This is a genomic window from Cupriavidus gilardii, assembly GCF_017598945.1.
Taxonomy (GTDB): Bacteria; Pseudomonadota; Gammaproteobacteria; order Burkholderiales; family Burkholderiaceae; genus Cupriavidus; species Cupriavidus gilardii_E.
Map to the genome: position 1 here is coordinate 95,665 of NZ_JAGFTW010000002.1, position 17,111 is coordinate 112,775.

Below are 17,111 nucleotides of genomic sequence, written 5' to 3' on the forward strand. Positions count from 1 at the left end.
CGCACGCATGCCCGCGCATGATCGCCGGCGTCCTACTCAGCGATCTCCTATGACAGAACTGACCAGCACCACCATTCCGGCCGGCCCGGCGGACCATGACAGCCGCCGCCGCGTGTTCGCCATCGTCGCGGCGTCGTCCGGCAATCTCGTCGAGTGGTTCGACTTCTATATCTATGCCTTCTGCGCGATCTATTTCGCGCATTCGTTCTTCCCGCAGTCCGACCCCACCGTGCAGCTGCTCAATACCGCGGGCGTGTTCGCCGCGGGCTTTTTGATGCGGCCGATCGGCGGCTGGGTGTTCGGCCGCATCGCCGATCGCCACGGCCGCAAGCATTCGCTGCTGATCTCGGTCGTGATGATGTGCACGGGCTCGCTGATGATCGCGTGCCTGCCGACCTACGACAGCATCGGCGCCTGGGCGCCCGCCCTGCTGCTGCTGGCGCGGCTGCTGCAGGGCCTGTCGGTCGGCGGGGAGTACGGCACCACCGCCACCTATATGAGCGAGGTCGCGCTCAAGGGCCGGCGCGGCTTCTTCTCGTCGTTCCAGTACGTGACGCTGATCGGCGGCCAGCTGCTGGCGGTGCTGGTGGTGGTCGTGCTGCAGCAGCTGTACACCGAGCAGGAACTGCGGGCCTGGGCCTGGCGCATCCCGTTCGTGATCGGCGCGATCACCGCGGTGGTGGCGCTGCTGTTGCGCCGGACGCTGAAGGAAACCTCGAGCGCGGCCTCGCGCAACAGCGAGGGTGCGGGCAGCGTCGTCACGCTGCTGCGCGACCACAAGGCGGCCTTCTTCACGGTGCTCGGCTACACCGCGGGCGGCTCGCTGATCTTCTATACGTTCACGACGTATATGCAGAAGTACCTGGTCAATACGGCCGGCATGCCGATCAAGACCGCCAGCTACGTGATGACCGGCGCGCTGTTCGTCTACATGTGCATGCAGCCGATCTTCGGCGCGCTGTCGGACCGCATCGGCCGGCGTACCAACATGATGCTGTTCGGCGCGCTCGGTGCGCTGATCACGGTGCCGGTGCTGACCGCGCTGCATACGATCACCAATCCGGCCGTCGCCTTCGTGCTGATCACGCTGGCGATGGCGGTGGTCAGCCTCTATACGTCGATCAGCGGCATCGTCAAGGCCGAGATGTTCCCGCCCGAGGTGCGCGCGCTCGGTGTCGGCCTGGCCTATGCGATTGCGAATGCGGTGTTCGGCGGCTCGGCGGAATACGTGGCGCTGAACCTGAAGGCGGTCGGACACGAGTCCGCCTTCTACTGGTACGTGACCGCGATGATGGTGCTGGCCTTCCTGGTCAGCATGCGGCTGCCGCGCCAGGCGAAGTACCTCCATCACGACGATTGACCCGCCTGTCGTCCCCGCCGACGCGGGGACCCAGCGGCCTGGCTTTGTCAGGACGCCGGATTCCTCTCCAGAAGATCCGGCTCCCTCCTGCCCGCCGCCGCTTCGCACCCGCCTAGGCCGCCGCCATCTGCCGGCAAGCCTGCGCGCAGTCCCGGCAGGCCTGTGCGCATTGCTGGCAATGCTGGGCCTGATGGCGCGCACACTCCTCGGCGCAGCGTTCGCAGATCTGCGCGCACAACGCACATAGCTGGCGCGAATGTTCGCTGCCGCGCGACATATAGGCCACCGACAGTTCGCAAATGCCGGCGCAGTCCAGGTCCAGCCGGATGCACTCGGTCATCTTTTGCACATCGTGTTCCTGCAGGCAGGACGCCGCACAGTGGCGACAGGCCTGCGCGCAGCGCGTGCAGGCATCGATACAGGCTTGATATTGCTCGTGAGGCATGACATCCCTCCTCGGTCGGTCGACGCCGGATCGGCGACACGCCGAATGCAGCAAGGCGCGGACCACCGCGGCGCGGCGTTGTCCGCCCTGCCCGCCGCGATCCGCGCCTTGTCCCCGCCCGGGATCGGTCTTACATGCCTTGCAACTTCTGCCTGCCTTTCAGCGGACGCTGGCCGTTACCGGCACGAGAAACTGGCCGCATCGTCGGTACTGCCGCTGCCCAGATAGACCGCCTTGCGCGGATACGGGCACAGCGGCCGCGTGCGCGTTACCGTGCCGCCGCTGACCGCGGAGGCGACGATCCGGTCCGGTGCGGTGCCGCGCGTGACCCACGCATCGAGCGCCTCCAGGATGTCGTGGTTCGCGTCGACCACCGGCGCCGGCGTATCGCCATTGCCGAACTGGGTCGTCCCCGGTCCGCCCGAGCAGTGCCCCATGCCCGGCACCATGAACAGCCGGAAGAACTCGTCCACCGCCCCCTGCGAGCCTTGCGCGGCCTTGACGCGATCGTAGTAGGCGATGGTGTCGACCGCATTGACCACCGGGTCCTGCCAGCCGTTGTAGACCAGCAGCTTGCCGCCGCTGGCCTTGAACGCCGACAGATCGGGGTTGTTCTGGTCGACCATCGCGCCGACCCTGGCATCGGCATAGGCCAGATCGCGGTCGAAATCGAAGGTCCACCAGTTCCACTGCGGATTGTCGAAGACCCAGTAGCGCCAGAAGTCCGCGCGCGTCGGCTCGGTGGTGCCCCAGTAGGTATTCCAGCCCACCGGCGAGCCGCCGACCGTGAACAGCGCCTCGCTGGTCTTCGGCCAGCCGGGGTACACCTGCTCGCGGGTGCGGGGATTGCGCGCGCCTGCGTACATCGCCTTCAGGGCCGACACCTGCTCCGCCGTCAGGCAATTGTCGGCGTCGGCGCCCGTGCATTGCAGCGTGGCCGGATCGAAGCCGCATTGCCGCGGGTCGTCGACCACGCCGTCGGTGACGCCATCGTCCGCATCGCAGGCCGCCACCGCCGCACGCGTGACCATCGGCAGCTTGGCCGCCGGGATGATCGGCGACAGATTGTCGTTGGGCCGGTGATTGGCCAGGAACTGCCACAGGAATCCGGCATTGAGCCGCACCCGGTTGTTGCCCGGCGCGCCCGCGATGATGCCGTCGAAATCGTCGGGGTAGCGCTGCGCCTCGGCATAGCCCTGGTGGCCGCCGGTCGAGCAGCCGTAGAAGTACGCGCGTTCGATGTCGCGCGCGTGCATGCCGGCGACCAGGCGTTTGCCCGGCACCGTGATCGCATGGATCGAGCGCGTGCCCCAGTCGACGATCTTCTCCGGATGGTTGACGCCGAACAGCATGTCGTTCGGATTGGCGGACTGGTGGCCGGTATCGCCGCCGACGGTGGCATAGCCGCGTTGCAGCCCCATCGCCATCGCCCGGTAGCCCAGCGCCGGGCTGTAGCCGCCGTTGCCGGTGACGAGCAGCTTGCCGTTCCATTGCGCCGCCGCCGGAATCCAGACCTCGAAGCGGATCTCCGAATCGCTGCTCGGCCGGGCGACAGCCTGCACGCGGCAGAAGGCGGGCACCGTCACCGTGGTGCCGGCGCTGGGCGAAAAGCTGCCGGCCGGAATTTCGGTGGCCGCCTGCACCGTGGCGCCGTCGAGCGTCGCTGCCGCCATCTGCGCGCAGGACTTCGGTTGCTGGTTCGCCGTCGGTGGCGGTGCGGGCGGCCGGTCGCCGTCACCGCCGTCACCGCCGCAGCCGGCCATCGTCATGGCGATCGCGGCAAGCGCCGCCATCGCGGGCGCGCGCCAAGGTCCTGGCTTGTCTCCTGGCTTGTCCATCTCGTCTCCTCCGTTCTGTCGGTACCGCCTCAAGGCAACACCGGATTGGCCTGCGCCCGCGCGATCGCACGCTGCGCGTCGGCCGGCAGCAGGAAGCGCTGCGCCACCAGCGTATCGGCCGCGGCCCGCAGCTTGGCCAGATAGCCGGCCTGGTCGCCGTACAGCGCTTCGAGCGAAGGCCGCTGGTCGCCCGCCGCCGTGCGCGCGGCCTCGGTCTTGTGGAAGGGGATATAGCTGCCGGTCAGATTGACCAGATCGACGATGCCCGGCGTGGCTACGTAGTTGAATTCGAGGCTGGTGCCGACCGGCACCTGCACGTCCAGCGCGCGGATGCCCGCTTTCGCCAGCCCCGTCGTCGGGTCGAGCTGCGGCACCAGGATCGCGTAGTCGCGGCCCAGATAGGCGGGCGGCAGCACGGTGGCGATGCCGGACTCGTCCTGCGGCCGGTACTGCGGGCCGTAGTCGAGCAAGGGGAAGCCGTTGTAGCGGCCCAGGTACCGGAAGTCCGGGATCGGCACGGTTCCGCTTGCACCGGTCCAGCTGACGCCCTTGATCACCGGCACCTGCAGTTGGTCGGGGCGCACCAGCGTGCCGTCGGCGATGCGGGGCACCTGGTTGTCCGGCGGCGCGATGTCGCGCGCCACCCAGTCCTCCAGCGCGATGAACAGCGCGCGGAAGGTATCGGCGAAGTCGATCATCGAGCCGGCCGGATAGACGGTCTGCGAGGGGTTGTAGTTGATCTGCGCCGAGCGCCCGCCGTGATGCGTGCTGGCGTAGTAGTAGATCCGCGCGTTGTCGGGCTGGGTCAGATCGGTGAAGCCGTAGGCGTCGGTCAGCACCGGCGAGCCCTGCAGCTGCCAGAACTCGGTGCCCGACAGGCCGAGGAAGAAGCGCGGGCAGGTTCGCGTCTCGCTGCAGCGCTTCATCACGCCGCCGGTGCGGCCGGCGATTGCGTCCTCGTAGTCGGGCGCCAGGCCGCGCGGCGCGGTCTGGCCGAAGGCGCGATGGTCGGTGCGCAGGCCACCGCCGCCGCCCGGCACCGCGAAGCGCGTGTTGATATTGGTCTGGCGCGCGGCCACATGCGCGAAGATGCCGTCGAACACCTTGCCGCCGTCCAGCGCCGCGTTGAAGCCCAGATGCAGGAAGGTCTTCATCGCATTGCCCGACTGCGAGGTACCCTGCCCGATCGCGTAGCGGATCGCACCGGCGATCGGATTGGGCATGCCCGCCGCGTCGGCGCTGCGATGACGGAAGAAGGTCACGGTATCGCGCAGCGCGGCCAGACCGACGCCCATCACCTTCGGGTCCTTGGCGACATAGGTGAGCTCGTACAGATAGCCAGGCTGGAAGCCGTCCTTCAGGCAGACCTTGCTGCCGTCTGGCTTGCCGGGAAACGGCGCACCGCTGGCGCCGCAGTCGGCGAACTTCCACTCGGACGGCGCGATCGGCACGCGCGGATCGGTCTCGTTGACGCGGCGCGTCAGCGTGTAGCCGGGCTGCGTGTTGTCCAGACTCGCCGGTGCGTAGGGAATCATCGAGCCGTTGAACACGCCGCCGGGCAGGCTCATTGTCGAGGTGGCGACGCTGGGCACCAGTTCCGTCGCGTAGGGGCCCGTGATGCTGCTGCCGTCCTTGTTGCGCGCGACCGGCACCGTCAGCGTCAGCCGGGCCGGCGAGCTCTTGGGCACGTCGCCCTGCCACGCGGCGTACAGGAACACGTAGCCGCGCTCGAAATAGACGGCATCGCCGGGCACCGCTGCCGGGTTCGGCATGGTCAGGATATTGCCGCGATTGGGCGCGTCGTAGCGCAGCACGCCGCCGGCCTTGCCGATGTCCTTCGGCTTGAGCATCACGAACTCGGTGGTGTACTCGACCATGCCGCGCGCGTTGACCGGCGCCAGGTCGAGGTCCTGGATCACGGCATTGCGCGGGTCCTTCGGATCGACCTCGCCGTGCAGCGAGCCGGTCAGCTTCTCGTAGGCGCCGACGCTGCCGAAGTTGCCGGGAAAGTCCTCGCGTGCGGAAATCGTCAGCGTGATCGCCGGCGTGACCGGCTGCCCGCCGCCTCCGGGCGGGCCACCGGCCGGCGGGCCGTCATCGTCGCTGCCGCAGCCGGCCAATAGGGACGCCGCGGTCACGGCAGCCAATACCCATCCCATCGCCCGCGCCGTGCCGACGCGGCGAGCGTGCCTGATCTCCATGTCTTCTCCTGCCCTGGTGGTTCTTCTTCGGGTCGCTTGTCTTCACGCCCACTGACGGAGCGTTGGCGCCAAGTCTAGAAAGCGAATTGATGCAGGAGAAATGGATAATCTCGATGGATTCAGCGGGGTTTTGGCTTAATCGGTTTCGCGGGTGTTTTGGGTTGGGCAGGCGATGGCGGTCGGCATGGCGCGGCTGCCCTCTCCCCCGCCCCTCTCCCGCTTGCGGGAGAGGGGAGCAAACCCACCGCAAAGGCGAAGACGTCCACGGGTTCTCCCGCTCCCCGCCCCTCTCCCGCAAGCGGGAGAGGGGAGAACACCCGCGGCGTGATGCCCTGCCCCTTGCGTTCTCCCTCTCCCCCTCAGGGGGAGAGGGCTGGGGAGAGGGAGGTGGTTTTTTTCAGCGCCCCACGGCCCCCATCAACGCCGCAATCCGCTCCTCCCCGACACCGGCCTCGCGCAACACCTCCTCCGTATGCTCGCCCAGCGACGGTGCCGGCCGCCGGATCGCGGTCGGCGTGCGGGCAAAGCGCGTGGTCGGCCTTACCTGACGGATCGGACCGACGACCGGATGTACCGATTCCTCGAACAGCCCGACCGCCGCCAGATGCGGATGGCCCGGCAGATCCTCGAGCCGATAGATCGGCGTGGCCGGAATATCGAGCCGCTCGCACAGCGCCATCCATTGCGCGGTCGTGCGCAGCGGCGCCAGCTCGGCCAGATGGCCATACAGCGCCTTGATGTTCGCGTTGCGCTCGCGCCGGCTGGCGATCTGATAGCGCTCGGCCAGATCGTCGCGGCCCAGGTCATGGAAGAACGCCTTCCAGTGCCGCTCGGTGTAGGGCAGCATGCTGATCCAGCCGTCGGCGGTGCGCACCGGCTTGCGGCCGCCTTCGAGCAGCCGCGCATAGCCGGCCTTGGCGCTCGACGACGGAAACATCATGCCGCCCATATGCTCGGTCAGCACGAACGCTGCCATCGTCTCCAGCATCGGCACCTCGACGTACTGGCCCTCGCCATGGCGTTCGCGCCGGAACAGCGCGGCCAGCACGGCATTGGCCACCGCGAGTCCGGTGGTCTTGTCGGCGATCAGGCTTGGCAGATAGTGCGGGTCCGCACCGGACGCGCTGGCCGCGCCGACGAAGCCGCAGGCCGCCTGGATGATGTCGTCGAACGCCGGCTTGTCGCGATCGGGACCCTCCTGGCCGAAGCCCGGGGCGGCGCAATAGACGATATCGGGCCGCAATCGCGCCACCGCCTCGTAGCCGAAGCCCAGCCGTTCTATCGCGCCGATCCGCATGTTGTGGACCAGCACGTCGACGGTCGGAATCAGCGCGCGCAGCGCGGCGGCGCCCTGCTCGTCCTTCAGGTCGAGCACCACCGAGCGCTTGTTGCGATTGAGGGCGAGGAAGATCGAGCTCATGCCCGCGTGCTCGACCACGCCGTTGGCACGCATCAGGTCGCCTTCGGGCGCTTCGATCTTGATCACGTCGGCGCCCATGTCGGCCAGCACCTGGGTGCCCATCGGCCCCAGCACGACCGAGGACAGATCCAGCACCCGCACGCCGTCCAGCGGCCCCGCCACGGCGGCGCGGCCGCCCGCATTGTGTTCGTTCACTGACGCACTCCTGTGATGCCGCATCAGCGGCGCTGGAAATTGGGCAGACGCCGTTCCGCCATCGCGGCCACGCCTTCGCGGAAGTCCTCGGTCGGGAACTGGGTCAGCTGGACCTCGAGCTCGTGCCGGTTGATCTGCGCGATGCGATCGGCCAGCCCGGCGCGCAGCGTGGCGCGCGTGCTTTCGACCGCCAGCGGCGCGGAGGACGCGATCTCGCAGGCCAGCGCATGGGCGCGGGACAGCACGTCGGCCTGTTCGGCCAGCTCGTCGGCCAGACCCATCTCGACCGCGGTCGCCCCGTCGATGCGGCGGCCGGTGTAGAACAGCAGCGCGGCGCGCTGTTCGCCGATCAGCCGCGGCAAGGTCAGGCTCAGGCCGAAGCCGGGATGAAAACCGAGCCGGTTGAAGTTGACGCTGAAGCGCGCCTCGCGGCAGGTCACGCGAAAGTCGGCGACCAGCGCGAGCCCCACGCCGGCGCCGATCGCCGCGCCGTGCACCGCGGCGACGATCGGCTTGCGCGTGCGGAACAGCCGCATCGCCTGCCGGTAGAACGGGCTCGGGTCGCGCCGGATCGACGGGTCGGGCGTGCCGAAGTCGGCGCCGGCGCAGAACGACTTGCCTTCGGCGGCCAGCACGATGGCCCGGCAATCGTCGTCGGCGTCGACCTGCTCGAAGGCGTCGGCCAGCGCGGCCATGCAGTCGACGTCGACATGGTTATGGGGCGGGCGCTGCAGCACCACGTGGGCGACGTGGTCCTGCGGCATCCGGTGCAGCGTAACGGGAGAAGGTTTGTCCATGGCAGTGGGCTATGACAAGGAAGTCGGTGGCAAGGAAGCCGGAGACGAGGAAAGCGGCTTGGGAAATTGCCGATGGGCCGGCGCGGCGCAGGTCCGGGATAATGTCGCCACCCGTCCGGACGGATTCATCCGGGCCAGCCAAGCGAAAGCGGGCGCAGGCATTGGCCTGCCGGACCCGCTCACCAGGAGCGCAACGCGAATCGAACGATGCCTAGCGGAGACCATCGAGAGGGCGAGCCGACGCCCGCCAGCGACCACCGGCGCCTGCCGCTGGCCGAATTGCGGCACAAGGATCTGAACCTGCTGGTCGTGCTGGCCGCGCTGCTGGAGAGCCGCAGCGTCAGCGAGGCGGCGCGGCGTCTCGACAGCAGCCAGCCGTCGACCAGCCGCATGCTGGAGCGGCTGCGCGAGGAATTCGGCGACCCGCTGCTGATCAAGAGCGCGGCCAGGATGCTGCCGACGCGCCGCGCGCAGGAACTGCAGCAGGCGCTCGACACCGCGCTGCGCACGATCGAAAGCATCTACACGCAGACCGATCGCTACGACCCCGCGCAGGAGACCGGCTCCTATGCGATCGGCATCAACGACTCGCTGCAGGCGCTGATCGCGCCGGCCTTCCTGGCCCGGCTGCGCGAGGTCGCGCCGCGTGCGCGGGTGCGCATGCATCCGGTGCCGATGCCGAGCGGACTGAGCGCGATGACCAGCGGCGCGATCGACGTGATGGTCGCCTTCTACCCAGTCGAATCGGACGCCCTGCGCTCGGAACTGCTGTTCAACGCGCCGTTCGGCTGCCTGTGCGATGCCGGCAACATCCAGCTTGGCCGGACGCCGCAGGCCGCGGACCTCGCGCCGCTGCCGTGCCTCGACATCTCCCAGTTCGGTGTCGTCACCCGCATGGTCGACCGCTACTTCGCCCGGCACGGCCAGCAGCGCAATATCGCCTGCACGATGACCAGCTATCTGGCCGTCGCCGACGCGATCACCGGCACCGACATGTACGCGATGGTGCCGGGCTATCTGGCGCCGGTACTGTGCCGGCATCCGGGCGTGCGCTTCATTCCGATCGACGACCCGGCGCTGGCCATTCCGGTGCATCTGTGCTGGCACAACAATGTCCATACCCATCCTTTCGTCTCCCTGCTGCGCGCGCTGCTGACCGAGGTCGCGCGCGGGCTGCCGGTGTAGCCCTTATTCGGTCGTTCGGTCGTTCGGTCGTTCCGTCATTCCGGCTGGATGCCGGCCGCCTGCGCGACGCGCCGGAAGCGCGCGATCTCGGCCTGATGGAAGGACCGCATGGCTTGCGGACCATAGGGCATCAGGTCGCTGCCCTTGGTCGCCAGGAAGGCGATCGATTCGGGTGTCTTCAGGATCGACTGCATCGCGGTGGCCAGCTTGTCGGCGATGTCGTCCGGCGTCTGCGCCCGCACGTAGAACGAGACCCAGCTGTATTGCACGTAATCCGGATAGCCGAGCTCGCGCACCGACGGCACCTCGGGCAGTTCGTGGTGGCGCTTCTCGCCCGACACCGCCAGGGCCCGCACCTTGCCCTGCCGGATCAGCGTCAGCGCGCCGCTGGTGTCGACCACCGCCAGGTCGAGCTGCTTGCCGATGATGTCGGTCATGATCTGCGCCTGGCCCTTGTACGGAATATTGACCAGCTTGATGCCGGCCAGATTGCCGAACCATGCCGCGGCCAGCCGATACCCCGCCGAATACGTGCCGACGCTCAGCGGCTTGCTCTTGCCGGCGGCCACCACATCGGCCAGCGTCTTCCACGGCGAATCGACCGGCACCAGGAAGACATTCATGTTCCGGCTCAGGCCAGCCACCGGACGCAGATCGGCAAGCGGGTCGTAGGGCAGGTTCTTCAGCACGATCGGATTGACCGACAACGGCGAATTGCTCGCCAGCAGGATCGTGTAGCCGTCGGCCGGCGCGCTCTTGAGCGCCTGGATGCCGATCACGCCGTTGGCGCCGGGGCGGTTTTCGACCACCACCGGCTGTCCCAATGCACGACCGAGCGCTTCGCCGTAGAAGCGGGCCGACGAGTCCGAGCCGCTGCCCGAGGTGAACGGCACGATGATGCGCAGCGGCCGCGACGGAAACTCGCTGGCCGATTCGGCAGCTGCCATGCCGCTCCCGACGACGCTGGTGAAGGCAATGCTGGCAAGCAGCAGCGCCCGAAGCAAACCCGGTACTCGCATCGATGTCTCCTGAAGTGGGCTTGTTGATCCCTGTGTTTTTTGCCATGCGGCTCAGGCCGCCTGCGGCGCGGTGATGCGCGGCCACAGCGCGGCGCCGCCCTCGCGGATCGCGCGCGTGCCGATCTCGCGGGCCCAGTGCGCCTCGCTGCCGTACTCGGCGCGCCAGCTCCATAGCCGGCGCGTCGACCAGTGCAGCGTGTGCTCGTACGTGAAGCCGATCGCGCCATGGACCTGATGCGCGATCGCGGCGGCGCGGCCGGCCGCGTTGCCGCAGACCACCTTCGCCACCATCGCCTGCCCTTCCCAGCCGGCGGCACGCATTGCCGCGCAGGCGCTGGCCACCGCCATGCGCGCGGCGACCACCTCGTTGGCCAGCATCGCGAGCTGCTGCTGGATCGCCTGGAACCTGGCGATCGGCCGGCCGAACTGGATCCGCTCGGTGGCGTACTGCACGGTCTGATTCAGCACGCGCTCCAGGACGCCGGCGATCTGGATCGCACGCATCAGCACGCCGAGCGGCGAGGGTTGCGACGAGGAAGCGCCTGCGCCCAGCATCGCTTCGTCGGCCGGGTTCTCCACCACCACCGCGGCGGCAGCGAGCGTGTCGTCGAAGCGCAGCCGGTCGCGCGGCTCGCCGGCCAGATTGGCGCTGGTCTCGACGCGAGCCCCAGCGGTCGGCACCAGCAGCCACACGGCCCGCCCAAACGGCTGGCGATCGACCGCACGCACCACCACATGGCGCACATGCCGGCCCCAGGGCACGTCTACCGTGCCGTCGAGACGCCAGCCTTCGGCGCTCGAGCGCGCCGAAGGCCGCTCCGATTCGGTGCCGCCCACGTGCGCGGCCAATGCCATCGGTCCATCGGGCATCGCGATGCCCAGCTGCGCCAGCACCCATCCGCACACCGCGGTGTCGATAAAGGGAATCGGCGCCAGCGTGCGGCTGGCCGCCAGCAGCGCGGGCAGGCCCTGCTGCCAGTCGGCATCGGCGCCACCGTCGTCCTCGCCGGCGAACAGCCGCGTCAGGCCGCTGTCCTCCACGGTTCGCCACAGCTGCGCCTGCCATTCGCCGCGCTCGGCCGCTTCCAGCTGCGCGGTAGTGACTTCGTTGCCGAACAGCCGTTGCGCGCTGTCGGCCAGCATCTGCTCGAGTTCGAGTTCGAGTTCGAGTCCCTGTTCCTGTTCGCGTTCGTTCATCGGACCCCCAGCCCTCTGGCAATGATTCCCCGCAGGATTTCGCGCGTGCCGCCCCGCAGGGAGAACGAGGGCACGGTTTGCGTCAGATGGCAGTGGGTGGCGACAAAGGACGAACCGTCCGGACGCAGCTCGTGGCCGAACAGCTGGTGCGCAACCTCGGGAATGCGCTGCTCGAACAGCGCGCCCAGGTCCTTGACGTTGGCCGCCGCCAGTTGCGGGTTCTCGCCGCGATGAAGCATCGCCGCGATGCCGCGCGACATCTGCCGCAGATTGCTCAGCTCCGCCACCAGATAGCCGAGCTCGACCGCGTGCCGCGCGTCGTCGGCATCGGCGTGATCGACCATCTCGGCCAGCAGCGCATAGCTGCTCAGATAGCGCTCCGGACCGCTGCGCTCGAAGGTCAGCTCGGCGGTGACCTGGGCCCAGCCCTGCCCCGGCTCGCCGATCACCATCCGGTCGGGCACGAAGACGTTGTCGAACACCACTTCGTTGAAGTGCTCTTCGCCGGCCAGATTGCGGATCGGCCGCACCTGCAGGCCCTCCGACTGCATGTCGACCAGCAACTGCGACAGCCCCTTGTGCTTGTCGTCGGCGCTGCGGTCGGTGCGCACCAGCGCGATCATGTAGTGCGAGCGATGCGCGTTCGACGTCCACAGCTTGGTGCCGTTGACGACCCAGCCGCCATCGACGCGATCGGCGCGGGTGCGGATCGACGCCAGGTCCGAGCCCGAATCGGGCTCGCTCATGCCGATGCAGAAGCGCAGTTCGCCGCGCGTGATGCGGGGCACGATCTCGCGTGCGACTTCGGGGTCGGCGTAGCGCATCAGCAGCGGACCGCTCTGCCTCTCCGCCACCCAATGGCCGCCCACCGGCGCACCCGCCGCCAGCAGCTCCTCCAGCACGACATAGCGCTCCAGCATCGAGCGCTCCTGCCCGCCGAAAGCCTTCGGCCACGTCATGCCGATCCAGCCTTTGGCGCCGAGCGCGAGACTGAATGCGGGGTCGAAGCCCGACCAGCTTTGCGCCCGCTTCTGCGGCGGGCGATCGCCGACGGTCTCGGCGAGAAAAGCGCGTACCTGCGCTCGCAATGGCGCAAGATCCCCATCTGGCTGCGCCGGTCGAATCACGATTTGGCTGGCCGTGTCCACTTCCCCTCCTGTCGATTGATTCGCTGCGTTCGTCGATGCAGCGATGCCAGCCAGCTTAGCGACGGGGACACGGGCCGCCCATCGCGGCGGCGGCATAACAAAAATCCGGTTCGGCGGCGGTCTGCGGCGAATGCTCCTGCTCTCGCTCCTGCTCGTGCTGTCGCGATGGGTTGCTCCCTCTCCCCCTTAGGGGGAGAGGGTTGGGGAGAGGGAGGTGGTTCCAAACGGCGGTGACATGACGACCGTCGCTCGCCCTCTCCCCAACCCCTCTCCCGCGAGCGGGAGAGGGCAGCGCTCCGAGGGCTCCATGCGGCATGCGCATAAGCGATATGCCCCTGCGACAATTGCCCCGGCCGCCGGTGCGCGCTTAGTCTGTGGACTGGTTCGACAGGACGGGATCACACCGTCCGCAAGGAGACAGAACGATGCGTCATCAGTGGATGAATACCTGGAAGGTTGTGCGGCTGGCGTCTTTGACGACGGCATCGATGGTCGCGGTGGCGGCGCTCTCGGCGCTGTCGTCTTCGCCGGCGCGCGCGGGCGATGCGGCCGCCTATCCGAGCAAGCCGGTCAAGATCGTGGTGTCGTTCCCGCCGGGGACCGGTTCGGACAGCACCGCGCGCTTTCTCGCGCAGAAGCTCGAGGCGCGCTTCGGCCAGCCGTTCGTGGTCGAGAACCGGCCCGGCGCCAACAGCTTCATCGCGGCGCAAGCGGTGGCACGCGCCGCGCCCGACGGCTACACGCTGTTCGTCGCCAGCAACTCGCCAATGGCGACCAATGCGGTTCAGTTCAAATCGCTGCCCTACGATCCGATCAAGGATTTCGCGCCGGTGGCGCGGCTTTATTACGGCGCGATGGTGCTGTCGGTGCCCGCCAGCTCGCCCTATCGCACCGTGCAGGACCTGATCCGCGACGGCAAGGCCAGGCCCGGCAAATTGAGCTACGGCTCGGGCTCGGCCTCGTATCAGATCGCCACCGAGCTGTTCCTGAAGCAGGCCGGCGTCAAGGCGGTGGCCATCCCCTACAAGGGCGCGGCACCGGCGGTGGCGGACCTCGCCGGCGGCCAGGTCGACTTCGCGCTGTCCGACTACACCGCCGCGGCGGCGCTGGCGCAGGCCGGCAAGACGCGCATCCTGGCGGTCACCGGCGACAAGCGGCTGGACGTGGAGCCCGACGTGCCGACGCTGCAGGAGCTCGGCTTCAAGGACTACTACATGATCAACTGGGTCTCGCTGTTCGCGCCGGCCCGCACGCCCAAGCCGATCGTCGACAAGCTGAGCCAGGCCGCGGTGGAGATCTTCAACAGCAAGGAAGCCGCCGAGTTCATCGGCCGCACCAATGGGCAGATCTTCGCCGGCGGCGCCGACGTGCTGCGCAAGTTCCAGCTCGACGAAATCAAACGCTGGTCGGCGGCCGCCACGTTGGCGGGTATTCCGAAGCAGTAAGGGAAGCAGTAAGCGAAGCAAGGAGCCCAGGCGGTGAGGCGCATCTACGGTGCCACCGCCGGTTCCGCTTCGTAGGCACGATGCAGCAGCGCCAGGAAATCCCGCGCCTCGGGAATCGCCACCGCGCCGATGCGCCGGACGGGCACGCCGGGCGTCCATGAGTTCATCACCACGGCACCGGAGAGCGACGGCAAATCCGTGATGGTGACCTCGCGCGAGCGCTGCGAGATACCGAGACGGTCCAGCTGACGCCGAACGATGCCCATCGTGGTGCCCGTCAACATCTCGGCCACCGGCCATACCACCGCCTCCCCATCCCAGAACGCGAGGTTCCAGATGGTGCCTTCGCTGAGCCGTCCCTGACGGTCGACGAAAGCCGCATCGTCGAACCCTTGCGCAACCGCCTGGCGCAGGTAGTAGGTCTTGGCGATTTCGCCGACGTGCTTGATGCCGGGCAGGATCCGCTCGTGCTCGACCGTATCGAGCGCCAGCGGCCCCGTGGGGCCCGACGAAGGCGGCCCGGTCCGGATCAGCAGTCGAGGCGCTCCCTCGCCCCGCGCCGTGAATTCTCCTTCCGGCGAATACACCGTCGCGGTCAGCGAGAGATCGGCAGGGCCCGACTGCAAGGCGGTCCGCAAATGCTGCCGCACCTGCTCGTCGGACAGCGCCGTGCCGAACAGCGCCATCGATGCGGACTGCAGTCGAGACAGATGCAGATCCAGGCCGCGAATGCGCCCGCCGCGGACCTGCATGGCGGTGAAGTGGGCATAGCCGGCGAAGGCGATCGGGGCCAAGGCTTCCGCCGAGGCGGGCCGGCCGTCGAGATGAACGATAGGGGGGTTCCATTGCGCTGACATTGCTCGCTCCTGCTTCGGACCCCGACACGACGGATGCCGTGTCGCGGGCCCGAACATCATTGATCAGCGCGAACTTTCGCCTATCGAGCGCAATTTCGGAAACGAGTATTTCTGTCGGAATCGTCAAGCCTCGCTTGAAGATCCCGATCGCGCTTACGCGCCTGCCACGGTTGCGGGTGCGGGGACGGCATTCGGCTCGCCTTCCCGGCACCAGGCCGCGAAGCCCTGCTCGCCACCTCGGCGGTAGGCACGGAAGCCGTCCCGGCAGAAGTCACGAAAGCCGCGCTCGGCCTCGGCCATGATGGCGGCGCGCTGCGCTCTGGCGGCGTCCTCTGCCTGCGCCGACTCGGCGCCCCCGGCATCGGCCTGCGCCAGCCGTTCGCGCACGGTCCTGTCGGCGCGGGCCACGGCTGTGCTGCGGACACGTCGGATCAGGGCCTGCCAGGGTTTCCAGTCCGCCATGAATTCATCGAGCCGCCGGAAGTCGTGCGCGGATTCGCGTGTCAGCACGCCGTCCCGCACACATTGCGCCCATATCTCGCCGTAGTGTTCGTTTCCGTACCAGGCCAGGGAGAAGTAAGGCCGGACCTCGATGGGCAGGTCAAGCGCAAACGCCATATCGTATTGCACCCGCCGCTCCAGGGCCGGCGACGGCGCGTCCGTGGACCAGACATCTCGCACGGTTTCCTTGAGCAATGCCATCCGCAGCACGCTTCGGCCCAGCGCGGCGGCGACGCGTACCGGAACATGGCTGCGTTCGACCAGCATTTGCGCGAGCGCCAGTTCGAGATCGTCCAGCCTGTCCAACAGCAGTTCGGCCGAGAACCGCGCCGACGCACGGAGCTCCGGCGCATGCAGGCGATACAGGTCCGCGTCGGTGACAAGAAGGCGCCTGACAAGCTCGAGCCGGTACGCCATGATGTGCGGCCAGCGCGGCAACAGGATCGGCGGCGTACGCGACCGTTCCAGCTTCGCCAGCGATGCCTGCATATCGGCGACCAGCCGCTCGACATCTTCGCGAAGTTCCGGGCCACATTGCCGCGTGTCCGCCGCGTCTGGCAATGCCGGACCCGCATTGCCTGGCGCGCCGTGGATCAGCACCGCGAGCCGGCCAAGCTGCGAACGGCCAGCGGGCCATAAATGGTCCGTCGTACCGGGTCGATTCTCATCGAACGCCTCGTGATGGAGCGGCGAGCGGCGACACACATCCACGCCGAGCACCGCATCGTACGCGGCATGGTTCGATAGCGGGTTACCGCGCAGAAAGACCTCGAACTTTGCCGGGTAGAACGGTGACCCGGGCCACAGTTCGGCAATGCGATTGTCCTCCAGCCAGACGAAGGCGAGCTGGGGCAGCCTGTCGATACATTGCGGCCATGCAGTCAGCCGGTTTCCGCTCAACGACAGCACCTGCAGCGCTTTCAATTCCCCCATCCACGGGGGCAGTTCGCCGATCCGGTTGTCGGCAAGCTCGAGCACCCGCAGCCCGGTCAATCTCTGCACCGCCGGCGGCACTGCGGTCAGGGCATTGCCGCTCAGACGCAGCGCCGTGAGCTGCTCCAGCCAGCCGAGCACCAGCGGAACGCTCGTCATGCCCAGATGGCGAAGATCGAGCACGGTGCCGTGCCGCTCGTGACAGGACAGGATGCGGCGGGTTGCCTCGATGCAACGCTGGTCCGGCTGCGTCGCCATCCAGTCATCGAGCACCTTCACCATGCATTGGAGCACCGCTTCCCGGCTCGAGCGCAGATGGCGGGTCAGCTGGGACGCGTACGAATACACCGTGCCGTTCAGCAATCGATGTGCGAAGAAGTCCTTCATGCCTGAGGCAGGCCCGTCGCGCACGACGGTCGGTCCGTCGGCGCGGTAATGGAGCCGATAGCAATGGGCCTGAAAGCGGAATGCCCCGGCCTGGCACATTTGCCTGGCGCCGTCATGACTGCCGGCGATATGGGTGAACTGCGTGAAGGAATCGAGCGACAACTCACTGATCGTCATGCCATT

Annotated in this window: 13 protein-coding genes; 3 read left to right on the forward strand and 10 right to left on the reverse strand. The window is 68.1% G+C overall.

Features of this window, described 5'->3' with window-relative positions; all coding sequences use genetic code 11:
- The first annotated feature begins 49 nt into the window (after positions 1 to 49).
- Positions 50 to 1,360, forward strand: coding sequence for an MFS family transporter (locus J5T34_RS00690; RefSeq protein ID WP_208577490.1), 1,311 nt, complete (start codon positions 50 to 52; stop codon positions 1,358 to 1,360).
- A gap of 112 nt (positions 1,361 to 1,472) precedes the next feature.
- Here J5T34_RS00690 and J5T34_RS00695 read toward each other — a convergent pair whose 3' ends face one another.
- The 5 genes from J5T34_RS00695 to J5T34_RS00715 form a co-directional block, all read right to left on the reverse strand.
- The gene (locus J5T34_RS00695) at positions 1,473 to 1,805 is read right to left on the reverse strand and encodes a four-helix bundle copper-binding protein (protein ID WP_208577492.1); all 333 of its coding nucleotides are present in this window, start codon (positions 1,803 to 1,805) and stop codon (positions 1,473 to 1,475) included.
- A gap of 176 nt (positions 1,806 to 1,981) precedes the next feature.
- Positions 1,982 to 3,643, reverse strand: a complete 1,662-nt coding sequence (locus tag J5T34_RS00700; protein ID WP_208577500.1) for a tannase/feruloyl esterase family alpha/beta hydrolase — start codon at positions 3,641 to 3,643, stop codon at positions 1,982 to 1,984.
- A 29-nt stretch (positions 3,644 to 3,672) separates the two neighbouring features.
- Positions 3,673 to 5,844 carry an alpha/beta hydrolase domain-containing protein gene (locus J5T34_RS00705; protein ID WP_208577502.1) on the reverse strand — a complete coding sequence of 724 codons (2,172 nt, stop codon included), beginning with the start codon at positions 5,842 to 5,844 and terminating at the stop codon, positions 3,673 to 3,675.
- A gap of 397 nt (positions 5,845 to 6,241) precedes the next feature.
- Positions 6,242 to 7,459, reverse strand: a complete 1,218-nt coding sequence (locus J5T34_RS00710; RefSeq protein WP_347880622.1) for a CaiB/BaiF CoA transferase family protein — start codon at positions 7,457 to 7,459, stop codon at positions 6,242 to 6,244.
- Between the two features lie 23 nt (positions 7,460 to 7,482).
- On the reverse strand, positions 7,483 to 8,256 hold the full coding sequence (locus J5T34_RS00715) for an enoyl-CoA hydratase/isomerase family protein (RefSeq protein ID WP_208577506.1): 774 nt from the start codon (positions 8,254 to 8,256) through the stop codon (positions 7,483 to 7,485).
- A 207-nt stretch (positions 8,257 to 8,463) separates the two neighbouring features.
- Here J5T34_RS00715 and J5T34_RS00720 point away from each other — a divergent pair, with 207 nt between their 5' ends.
- Positions 8,464 to 9,441: a LysR family transcriptional regulator gene (locus J5T34_RS00720; RefSeq protein ID WP_208577508.1), complete on the forward strand. Its 978-nt coding sequence runs from the start codon at positions 8,464 to 8,466 to the stop codon at positions 9,439 to 9,441.
- 35 nt (positions 9,442 to 9,476) lie between these two features.
- On the opposite strand, the gene J5T34_RS00725 is transcribed toward J5T34_RS00720, so the two are convergent.
- The 3 genes from J5T34_RS00725 to J5T34_RS00735 are packed head-to-tail and all read right to left on the reverse strand — an operon-like array spanning position 9,477 to position 12,805.
- Positions 9,477 to 10,460, reverse strand: coding sequence for a Bug family tripartite tricarboxylate transporter substrate binding protein (locus J5T34_RS00725; RefSeq protein ID WP_244258610.1), 984 nt, complete (start codon positions 10,458 to 10,460; stop codon positions 9,477 to 9,479).
- A gap of 51 nt (positions 10,461 to 10,511) precedes the next feature.
- Positions 10,512 to 11,657, reverse strand: a complete 1,146-nt coding sequence (locus tag J5T34_RS00730) for an acyl-CoA dehydrogenase family protein (protein WP_208577510.1) — start codon at positions 11,655 to 11,657, stop codon at positions 10,512 to 10,514.
- The gene (locus J5T34_RS00735; RefSeq protein ID WP_208577513.1) at positions 11,654 to 12,805 is read right to left on the reverse strand and encodes an acyl-CoA dehydrogenase family protein; all 1,152 of its coding nucleotides are present in this window, start codon (positions 12,803 to 12,805) and stop codon (positions 11,654 to 11,656) included. The genes J5T34_RS00730 and J5T34_RS00735 overlap by 4 nt, the downstream gene beginning before the upstream one ends.
- Positions 12,806 to 13,230: 425 nt before the next feature.
- Between J5T34_RS00735 and J5T34_RS00740 the strand changes: the two genes are divergently transcribed.
- Positions 13,231 to 14,250, forward strand: coding sequence for a Bug family tripartite tricarboxylate transporter substrate binding protein (locus J5T34_RS00740; RefSeq protein ID WP_208577515.1), 1,020 nt, complete (start codon positions 13,231 to 13,233; stop codon positions 14,248 to 14,250).
- 44 nt (positions 14,251 to 14,294) lie between these two features.
- Here J5T34_RS00740 and J5T34_RS00745 read toward each other — a convergent pair whose 3' ends face one another.
- Both J5T34_RS00745 and J5T34_RS00750 read right to left on the reverse strand, forming a co-directional pair.
- Positions 14,295 to 15,107 carry an aminotransferase class IV family protein gene (locus J5T34_RS00745; RefSeq protein ID WP_208577517.1) on the reverse strand — a complete coding sequence of 271 codons (813 nt, stop codon included), beginning with the start codon at positions 15,105 to 15,107 and terminating at the stop codon, positions 14,295 to 14,297.
- Between the two features lie 153 nt (positions 15,108 to 15,260).
- Entirely contained in the window at positions 15,261 to 17,105 is a 1,845-nt protein-coding gene (locus J5T34_RS00750) for a leucine-rich repeat domain-containing protein (protein ID WP_208577519.1), read from the reverse strand.
- Positions 17,106 to 17,111 lie beyond the last annotated feature (6 nt).

Coding starts and splice junctions, on each gene's coding strand:
- J5T34_RS00690 (WP_208577490.1), top strand. CDS start 50: ATGACAGAACTGACCAGCACCACCATTCCGGCCGGCCCGGCGGACCAT.
- J5T34_RS00730 (WP_208577510.1), bottom strand. CDS start 11,657: ATGAACGAACGCGAACAGGAACAGGGACTCGAACTCGAACTCGAACTC.
- J5T34_RS00715 (WP_208577506.1), bottom strand. CDS start 8,256: ATGGACAAACCTTCTCCCGTTACGCTGCACCGGATGCCGCAGGACCAC.
- J5T34_RS00705 (WP_208577502.1), bottom strand. CDS start 5,844: ATGGAGATCAGGCACGCTCGCCGCGTCGGCACGGCGCGGGCGATGGGA.
- J5T34_RS00720 (WP_208577508.1), top strand. CDS start 8,464: ATGCCTAGCGGAGACCATCGAGAGGGCGAGCCGACGCCCGCCAGCGAC.
- J5T34_RS00750 (WP_208577519.1), bottom strand. CDS start 17,105: ATGACGATCAGTGAGTTGTCGCTCGATTCCTTCACGCAGTTCACCCAT.
- J5T34_RS00700 (WP_208577500.1), bottom strand. CDS start 3,643: ATGGACAAGCCAGGAGACAAGCCAGGACCTTGGCGCGCGCCCGCGATG.
- J5T34_RS00740 (WP_208577515.1), top strand. CDS start 13,231: ATGCGTCATCAGTGGATGAATACCTGGAAGGTTGTGCGGCTGGCGTCT.
- J5T34_RS00725 (WP_244258610.1), bottom strand. CDS start 10,460: ATGCGAGTACCGGGTTTGCTTCGGGCGCTGCTGCTTGCCAGCATTGCC.
- J5T34_RS00745 (WP_208577517.1), bottom strand. CDS start 15,107: ATGTCAGCGCAATGGAACCCCCCTATCGTTCATCTCGACGGCCGGCCC.
- J5T34_RS00695 (WP_208577492.1), bottom strand. CDS start 1,805: ATGCCTCACGAGCAATATCAAGCCTGTATCGATGCCTGCACGCGCTGC.